The sequence below is a fragment of the Microbacterium sp. genome, from assembly GCF_052099035.1.
GTDB lineage: Bacteria > Actinomycetota > Actinomycetes > Actinomycetales > Microbacteriaceae > Microbacterium.
This window is the reverse complement of record NZ_JBQDSX010000112.1, coordinates 1-5,930: the sequence shown is the minus strand read 5'-3', so window position 1 is coordinate 5,930 and position 5,930 is coordinate 1. Positions and strand designations below refer to the sequence as shown.

Annotated in this window: 8 protein-coding genes; 1 reads left to right on the top strand and 7 read right to left on the bottom strand. The window is 64.6% G+C overall.

All coding sequences use genetic code 11. From position 1 onward, the window contains the following. The 4 genes from rpsM to ACTIAO_RS16810 all read right to left on the bottom strand — a co-directional run. On the bottom strand, positions 1-280 hold a 280-nt coding region (gene rpsM / locus ACTIAO_RS16825), incomplete at its 3' end, for a 30S ribosomal protein S13 (RefSeq protein WP_441907255.1). A 192-nt stretch (positions 281-472) separates the two neighbouring features. Further along, entirely contained in the window at positions 473-589 is a 117-nt protein-coding gene (gene rpmJ, locus ACTIAO_RS16820) for a 50S ribosomal protein L36 (RefSeq protein WP_005050492.1), read from the bottom strand. Positions 590-671: 82 nt separating this feature from the next. Further along, the gene (infA, locus tag ACTIAO_RS16815; protein WP_017201569.1) at positions 672-893 is read right to left on the bottom strand and encodes a translation initiation factor IF-1; all 222 of its coding nucleotides are present in this window, start codon (positions 891-893) and stop codon (positions 672-674) included. 153 nt (positions 894-1,046) lie between these two features. After that, positions 1,047-1,712: a DsbA family protein gene (locus tag ACTIAO_RS16810; protein WP_441907254.1), complete on the bottom strand. Its 666-nt coding sequence runs from the start codon at positions 1,710-1,712 to the stop codon at positions 1,047-1,049. 321 nt (positions 1,713-2,033) lie between these two features. On the opposite strand from ACTIAO_RS16810, the gene ACTIAO_RS16805 reads away from it, so the two are divergent. Then, positions 2,034-3,041 carry a hypothetical protein gene (locus ACTIAO_RS16805; protein WP_441907253.1) on the top strand — a complete coding sequence of 336 codons (1,008 nt, stop codon included), beginning with the start codon at positions 2,034-2,036 and terminating at the stop codon, positions 3,039-3,041. A 105-nt stretch (positions 3,042-3,146) separates the two neighbouring features. Here ACTIAO_RS16805 and map read toward each other — a convergent pair whose 3' ends face one another. The 3 genes from map to secY form a co-directional block, all read right to left on the bottom strand. Next, positions 3,147-3,995: a type I methionyl aminopeptidase gene (gene map / locus ACTIAO_RS16800; RefSeq protein WP_441907252.1), complete on the bottom strand. Its 849-nt coding sequence runs from the start codon at positions 3,993-3,995 to the stop codon at positions 3,147-3,149. Between the two features lies 1 nt (position 3,996). Then, positions 3,997-4,608 (bottom strand): adenylate kinase, encoded by a 612-nt coding sequence (locus ACTIAO_RS16795; RefSeq protein WP_441907251.1) that lies wholly within the window; start codon positions 4,606-4,608, stop codon positions 3,997-3,999. Continuing rightward, positions 4,608-5,930, bottom strand: a 1,323-nt coding sequence (secY, locus tag ACTIAO_RS16790) for a preprotein translocase subunit SecY (RefSeq protein WP_441907250.1), incomplete at its 5' end; no start/stop codon positions are given. The genes secY and ACTIAO_RS16795, both read right to left, overlap by 1 nt.

The window sequence follows — 5,930 nt, the reverse complement described above, 5'->3', positions numbered from 1 at the left end:
GACGGTGGCGGATGCCCTCGTAGGAGCCGATCTCGACCTTGCGGCGGATGTCTGCAGCAACCTCGCGGCGCAGGTCACCCTCCACCTTGTAGTTGCCTTCGATGTGATCACGAAGCGTGATGAGCTGGTCGTCGGTCAGGTCCTTGACGCGGATCGACTCGTCGATCCCGGTGGCCTTGAGAATTTCGACCGAGCGGGTACGGCCAACGCCGTAGATGTAGGTAAGGGCGATCACCACGCGCTTATCGCGCGGGATGTCAACGCCGGCAAGACGTGCCATGCGGTTTCTCCTGAGATGAGTAGAGGTGTGGGGCAGGATATGGACCCGGGCCTCTGTCCCGAGGTGTCAGCCGCTCGCGCGGCGTCTTGATCCTGCCTTTTCAGTTCCCGGCCGTTGAGCGAGCGAAGCGCTCCCGGCCGGACGATATTGAGTTGTAAGTGACTGCGATCGCTCGCTGAGCTTGTCGAAGCGTCAGCCCTGGCGCTGCTTGTGGCGCGGGTTGCTCTTGCAGATCACCATGACGCGGCCGTGACGACGGATCACCTTGCAGTGATCGCAGATGGGCTTGACGCTGGGGTTGACCTTCATGATGTTTCCTGTTCGCTGTCTTCGTGCTGCTCCGGTCCCTGAGCCTGTCGAAGGTCCGGGGCAGTCGTTACTTCTCGACCGATCAGCGGTAGCGGTAGACGATACGACCACGGGTGAGGTCGTAGGGGCTGAGCTCGACGACCACACGGTCTTCGGGGATGATGCGGATGTAGTTCTGTCGCATCTTGCCGGAGATCGTTGCAAGGACCTTGTGTCCGTTGCTGAGCTCAACGCGGAACATCGCGTTGGGCAGAGCCTCGGAGATCACGCCCTCGATCTCGATGACACCGTCTTTCTTAGCCATAGCCTCGCTGACGCTTCTGCAGACCGGTCGATCTGCGGTGGGTGGGATGATTTGCGGTACCGCTCGGGATGGACACGCCAAAACCGGGCGCAAGGCACCAACGCTCCATCGTATCCGACGCAGGGGCGCCGGGCAACTTGAGCGCGAAGGAAATCAGCCGAGAATGTCGTCGATCTTGGTCGCGTCGCCGGCCTGCAGGTCGAGACGTTCGCCGTTGATGTCGATCGTCGGGGTTCCCTGGATCTTGTGAGCATCGGTCTGCTCCGCGACGAAGTCCTTGTAGGTGCCATCGGCGATGCAGCCTGCCGCAGCCCCGGCGCCGGACTGCTCAGCCAGAGCGGTGAGGTCTTCGTCGGTCAGTCCGGTGGAGTTCTCCGCCGGCTGGTTCTCGAAGAGGGCGTTGAAGAATGTGAGGAAGGAGTCCGGCGCCTCTGCGGCGACGCAGTATGCCGCGCTCGCTGCGCGCGTCGAGTACTCGGTGTTCTGCGAGAGGCGGTCGAGGATCGAGATCGGGTGGATGTTGAGCGTGATGTCGTTGTTCGCGGCAGCTTCCTGGAGCTGCGTGCCGTACTGCTGCTCGAAGGCGTTGCAGCCTGGGCACATGAAGTCGACGAAGGTGTCGACCTCATCCTCACCGGTGCCGAAGGTGACCGCGCCGTTGTCTTCGTTGATGATCGCGCTCTGCGGAGCGACGCCGGGAGCAGTCGCCTGGCTGTTCAGGAAGACGACCAGCGCGCCGAGTGCCACGAGCACCACGACAACCGCGATCGAGATTCCGACGGCGAACCAGTTGGTATTGCTCTTGGCGGCAGCGGCCATGACGTTCCGATCTCTCAGGCCCGCGGTGCGGGTCCGGGCAGGGGTATGCCCCAATCTTGCCCACTTTTCCTATGCCCCGCTTGTGAGCCCCCCTCCCCCGCGCTCTCCCGCCCTCCCCTCCCCCACCGCCCGCGAGAAACCACTTCGGGCCCGAGACACCACGTGCCGCGTGGTGCGTCGAGGACGAAATGGTGTCTCGAGGGCAAGATGATGTCTCGCACCCCGACGACTTGTTCTCCACAGAGACGAGGTCCGACAAGTTCTCCCCTGATCACGCGTATGCGGGCCGTCCGAGCGGGTCCACGAGAGCAGGATGATGGGATGCCGCTGCTCCTCTCCGATCGGGCTGTACCCGTCTCCCCGCTTCCGCTGTTCACGCCGGCTGAATGCCGGATGCTCGGCATCCCGCTCTCGCCGCGGACTATGCACCGTGTGCGCAGCGGGGTCTACGTGGATCGAAAGGCGTACGCGAAGCTCCCGCCGTGGTCGAAGTACGCCGTTCGCGTGCACGCCTTCGCGTTGAAGCATCCCGACGCCATCCTCGCGTTCGAGTCGGCCGCGGTGCCGCACGGGCTCCCCCGGTTCGGCGAGACTCGCGATATCCACGTGTTCGATCCTGAGCGAAGCCGGTCCCGACGGTTCGGAGATGTCGTCGTCCACACCAGCACGGACGTGCGCGAGTTCGACCACGTACACGGGCTGCTTGCCACCAGCATCCTCGATACCGTCGTGGACCTGGGGCGCGTGCTCTCACCTGCTCGTTCGCTCGCCGTGTTCGACGCGTCCATTTCCGGGGTCCAAGGAGGGCCGCTCTCCGTTGACGAGCTGCACGAGCGGGCAGATGATCAAGAGAACGCCCGCGGGCGCGCGCTTCTGCGCTGGTTGTTCTCGCACGCAGATGGGGCTGCCGAGTCTCCGTCCGAAAGCGTCAGTCGCGCAGTCATCGAATGGTCCGGGTTCGAGACTCCCGTCCTGCAAAAGGAGTTCCGCTACGAAGGGGAGCTCGACCGCACCGACTTCTATTTCCCATCGACCGGGACGATAGGCGAGGCCGATGGATGGCAGAAGTACAAATTGGATGACCCGGAAGAGGCCGCCCAGCGCCTGGCCGACGAGAAGCGACGCGAAGACCGCCTGCGCCGACACGGGCATCCGTTTGCTCGATGGGAGCTCACCTCCGCATGGCAGGTCACCCCGCTGGTCAAAGCGCTACTCGCGGGTCGCGTCAAGCGGATCTCGCACCCGCAGCAGTCGATGTTGGCATCCCTTCGCCACAACCCGCGCGACGCCCAATGGTCCAGGAACCATAACGGGCATCAGAAACCATAACGGCCCTGAGAAACCACGCCCCACGTGGTGTCTCGCGGCGAAAGTGGTGTCTCGCAGCGGAAGTGGCGCGGGCGGCGCGGCGCGGGCGCGGGCGCGGGGCGGGGGCTAGGCGACGGGGGTGGGGGTTACGCCGAAGGGGGCGAGGCCTGCGGCGCCGCCGTCGGGAGAAGTCAGCACCCAGATGCCGTCAGCGTGGATGGCGACGCTGTGCTCCCAGTGACTCCCGTCGGAGCCGTCGATCGTCGACACGGTCCAGTCGTCGTCCTCGACAAGAGTCTCTTCGGTGCCGGCTGTAACCATCGGCTCGATCGCCAGAACGAGTCCGGGCTTGATCTCGGCACCGGGGTCGGGCGTGCGGTAGTTGAAAACACTCGGCGCCTCGTGCATCTTGCGTCCGATGCCATGACCGACGTACTCGCGCAGGATGCCGTACGTCTCCCCCGACACGGCCGAGGGGCCCTGCGCCTCGATGTACTCCTGGATCGCCGCGCCGATTTCGCCGATATGAGACACGGATGCCATCGCCGCGACGCCCGCCCACATCGACCCTTCGGTCACGCGCGAGAGCTCCTCGCGCCGCGCCACCAGCTCGGGCCGTGCCGGGTCCGGGACGATGAAGGTCCGCGCGCTGTCACCGTTCCAGCCGTGGAACTGCGCACCGCTGTCGACCGAAACGATATCGCCGGGCTCCAATACGCGCGAGCCCGGGATGCCGTGGACGACCTGTTCGTTCACCGAGATGCACGTGGTGTGGTGGTAGCCCCGCACGAGCTTGAAATTCGACTCGGCGCCGCGAGCGACAATGGCCTCAGCGGCCGCAGCATCCACCTCACCGGTCGTGACGCCTGCGCGAATGGCCGCACCTGCAGCATCCAGCGATGCGGCGGTGATGAGACCGGGTTCGATCATGGCCCGCAGCTGGGCGGGAGTCTTGTAGATCGATCGGCGGAACACGTCAGGCCGCGAGAGTCAGACCACGTGCGCTCAGCGCCGACATGATCCGCTCGGTGATCTCGTCGAGCGAGCCGACACCGTTGATCTTGTCGACGATGCCACGGTCGCCGAATGCGGCGAGGATCGGCGCAGTCTCGTTCTCGTAGATGTCGAGGCGATGCGCGATGGCCTCCTCGGTGTCATCCGAGCGTCCCTGCTCATCGGCGCGCAGCTTGAGACGGGCCATGCTCTCCTCGCGAGGAACATCGAGCAGGATCACAGCATCCAGAGCCTCGCCGCGAGCGGCCAGGAACTCCTCGAGATGCGTCACCTGCGCGGCGTTGCGGGGGTAACCGTCCAGCAGGAAGCCAGCCACAGCGTCATCCTGCGACAGCCGGTCGCGCACGATCTCACTCGTCAGCTCATCCGGCACCAGGTCGCCGCGATCGAGGATCGCCGTGACCTTCTGGCCGAGCTCCGTTCCGCCCTTGATGTTCGCGCGGAAGATGTCTCCGGTCGAGACGACGGGGATGCCGTAGGCCTCAGCGACGCGCACGCCCTGCGTGCCCTTGCCGGAGCCCTGCGGGCCCACGATGAGAAGTCGTGCGGACGGTTGGTGAGCCTGTCGAACCATCAACGGAGGAGCCCTTCGTAGTGCCGTTGCTGAAGCTGTGCGTCGATCTGCTTCACCGTCTCAAGACCCACACCCACGATGATGAGGATCGATGCGCCACCGAACGGGAAGTTCTGGTTGGCACCGACAGTCGCCAGCGCGATCAGCGGGATCAGCGCGATCAGACCGAGATAGATGGAACCGGGGAACGTGATGCGGGTGATCACGAAGTCCAGGTACTCGGCGGTCGGACGACCGGCACGGATGCCGGGGATGAAACCGCCGTACTTCTTCATGTTGTCGGCGACCTCGACCGGGTTGAACGTGATCGCGACGTAGAAGTAAGCAAATCCGATGATCAGGAGGAAGTACACCGCCATGTACAGCGGCTGGTCGCCCGTGGTGAAGTTCTGCGAGACCCAGACCACCCAGCCGGCCGGCTCGCTGCCGTCCTGCGGAGTGTTGAACTGCGCGATCAGCATCGGGATGTACAGCAGCGAGGACGCGAAGATGATCGGGATAACACCCGCCATGTTCACCTTGATCGGGATGTACGTGTTCGTGCCGCCGTACGTGCGGCGTCCGACCATGCGCTTGGCGTACTGCACGGGCACACGTCGCTGGGACTGCTCGACGAAGACCACGAGCCCGGTGACGACGATTCCGACGGCCAGGACCAGCAGGAACACTTCGAAGCCGTTGGACTCGAAGATCCCCCACATCGCGGACGGGAAGGTCGCGGCGATCGAGGTGAAGATCAGCAGCGACATGCCGTTGCCGATGCCCCGCTCGGTGACGAGCTCGGCGAACCACATGATGAGGCCACAGCCGGCCGTCATCGCGATGATGATGAGCAGCTGCGCCCACCAGACATCGTTGGTCAGCAGCTGCTGGCAGGCAGCGATATCGGTCGTGCCGAACAGTTGACCGCTGCGTGCCACCGTGACCAGCGTCGTCGACTGCAGCAGCGCAAGGGCGATCGTGAGGTAACGCGTGTACTGGGTCAGGCGGGCCTGGCCGGCCTGGCCTTCCTTGTGCAGCGCCTCGAAGTGCGGGATGACCACGCGGAGGAGCTGCGTGATGATCGTCGCCGTGATGTAGGGCATGACGCCCAGGGCGAAGATCGACAGCTGAAGCAGCGCTCCGCCGGAGAAGAGGTTGACCAGACTCAGCAGGCCTTCGGTGCCGGCATTCAGACGCAGGCACTCTTCGACGTTCGGGAAGTGCACGAACGGAGCCGGAACATGCGAGCCGAGCCGGTACAGGGCGATGATCGCCAGGGTGAAACCGATCTTCCGACGCAGGTCGGGTGTGCGGAAGATCCGCGCGATAGCGCTAAACAA